General features: G+C 38.4%; 3 protein-coding genes. 2 read left to right on the top strand and 1 reads right to left on the bottom strand.

What is annotated here, in order from left to right; translation table 11 throughout:
* The first annotated feature begins 107 nt into the window (after window positions 1-107).
* Together DPG01_RS18255 and DPG01_RS18260 are read left to right on the top strand one after the other, a co-directional pair.
* Window positions 108-1130 (top strand): molecular chaperone DnaJ, encoded by a 1023-nt coding sequence (locus DPG01_RS18255; RefSeq protein WP_110975990.1) that lies wholly within the window; start codon window positions 108-110, stop codon window positions 1128-1130.
* 146 nt (window positions 1131-1276) lie between these two features.
* Window positions 1277-1633, top strand: a complete 357-nt coding sequence (locus DPG01_RS18260; RefSeq protein WP_110975991.1) for an endonuclease domain-containing protein — start codon at window positions 1277-1279, stop codon at window positions 1631-1633.
* Between the two features lie 111 nt (window positions 1634-1744).
* Here the strand turns inward: DPG01_RS18260 and DPG01_RS18265 are convergent.
* The coding region (locus tag DPG01_RS18265; RefSeq protein ID WP_171327454.1) for an SIR2 family protein at window positions 1745-2171 on the bottom strand (427 nt) is incomplete at its 5' end.

A 2171-nucleotide genomic window follows, 5' to 3' on the forward strand; every position in this document is an offset into this window, starting at 1 on the left:
TTTAAAATTTGAATCACTCAGATTTTAAATTTGGCTTAAAAGAGAGATCACTGCTTGTATGCTCAGATCGCGCTATAATTTCTCTTTTGTACTGGGTTGGATGGGTTATGTCTTTAGCGTTAAAAACGACGGCTCAACCAGAGGTGAGGCTTAGTCCACAGCAGAAAAAATTAAATCGTTTGATTGAACGCATTGAACAACAAAAACAAGAATTGGCAGTATGGCAAAATGCGCAAGCTGACATTAAAAACTATGCGCACAGCAAGCTTTTAGCTGTGTATAGCGAGTTACATACGGTTCTATTTACACAGCTCGATACTCTGTGGATTCACTTAGCCAGTGATGCCTTTAGCAAAGCAGACTTGGCACAGATCGACACCAAAATAGCTGCTTTAGCCAAGATGCTAAGAAAATCTCAGATGCTAACTTCCGAGCAAAAAGAACAAGTAGAGAAAATTGATGCTTTCTATATGCAGTATGCAGAGCATGTACGCGCGAAAAAAACCAAAGCAAACTCAATACAAAGTCATGACCTTGCTGAAATGGTAGAGCAAAACGTGGATGTGGACTGGGAAAATTATGAATATGATTCTGCCGAATATGAAGCAGAACGTGAACGTGCCAAGCAGTTGAAACAACAAGAAAAACGTGAGCAAGCAGCCAAAATGGCAGAGCAGTCACTGAAAACTGTGTATTTAAAAATTACGGCGATGATTCACCCAGACCGTGAGCATGATGAAGCGAAGAAATTAGATAAGACCGAACTTTTGCAGAAGGTCAATGAAGCCTATGCAGATCAGGATTTATTTTACTTACTGAAACTCCAATTACAGCTAGAGACGAATAAAGGCCTAAGCTCAAAAGCTTTAAGTTCTGAGCAAGTGAAGTTTTATCAGTTGTCTTTGGAAGCGCAGAGTCAGAACTTGCAAAGCCAGTTGGAAGAGATCTTTGCGTCTTTTCACTTACGCAGTCATATCAACACCAAACAGCTCAAAATGAGTGATGTGTATAAAGTGATAGATAAGGATGTTGCTGAGTTAAAGCAACAGTTGAAGTGGGAGAAAGAACGTTTAAAGCATATGAAAAAGCTGAGTGGGGTCGAGATGTTATTGGGGCATGGGGTATTGTAACCTCTCCCCTTGCGTAGCAGCGCTGCTCATCTCCTAGAAGGAGAGGGAACTTCTTGCGTATCGAATAACTATTAAATTAATAAAGAATGCTCCCTCTCCCTCAGGGAGAGGGCTGGGACGAGGGTAATTAAAATGGAAAATAAAAAATGAAACTAGACTCACAATTATTAGAATTCGCCAAAATCATGAGAACCAATGCCACAGATGCAGAACATTTAATGTGGCAACTACTTCGCGCTAAACGATTTATGAATCTGAAATTTCGTAGACAGCATGTGATCGCACCCTATATTGTGGATTTTTACTGCCATGAAATTGGTTTAGTCATTGAGTTAGATGGTAGTCAGCATGGCACAGACGATGGAAAAGAATATGATGCTGAACGAACCAAGTTTTTAGAGGCTTTGGATTTAACCGTTGTGCGATATTGGAATCATGATGTGTTGGGAAAGACGGATTTGATGTTGGAGGATTTGTGGTGGAGATGTTCTGAATTAAAATAGACCTCTCCCTAACCCTCCCCTAAAAGGAGAGGGAACTCCATTGCGAAATTCACATAGGCATGAAATCAAATGATTGCTCCCTCTCCCTCAGGGAGAGGGCTGGGGTGAGGGTTAATTTAAAATTTGATTCAAAAGTTCAGGTAGTTCTTCAAACTTCTCGAACCAAATAATATTTACACCAAGTTCAGAAAATATTAACTCTTGTAAATTATGATGACGCTCGAGAAAAGATGATTCTAAAACAGCTGAGTTTTTCGATTTTTTTGAAATTTCAGAAATATTAATACGTTTTAAAAATGCAAAATGTTGAATACTTTCATTTCCAGCTTGAGCAATTTCGAGTAAACGACGTAAATTAGGGTCATCCATTGATAGCCCAATCATAATGCATGTATTTTCTTTTAGAGTTGATAATTGAATTAGATTAGACCAATGATAAGGATTTGAATACATGCGATGATATCCTTCCTCTGAGAAAATCAAGTCCATTTTTTCAAAAGAGTTATCATTTTCTAATTCAATATTTTCTGGAATAAAT

Origin of the sequence: Acinetobacter sp. WCHAc060042 (genome assembly GCF_003231195.1) — a bacterium.
Taxonomy (GTDB): domain Bacteria; phylum Pseudomonadota; class Gammaproteobacteria; order Pseudomonadales; family Moraxellaceae; genus Acinetobacter.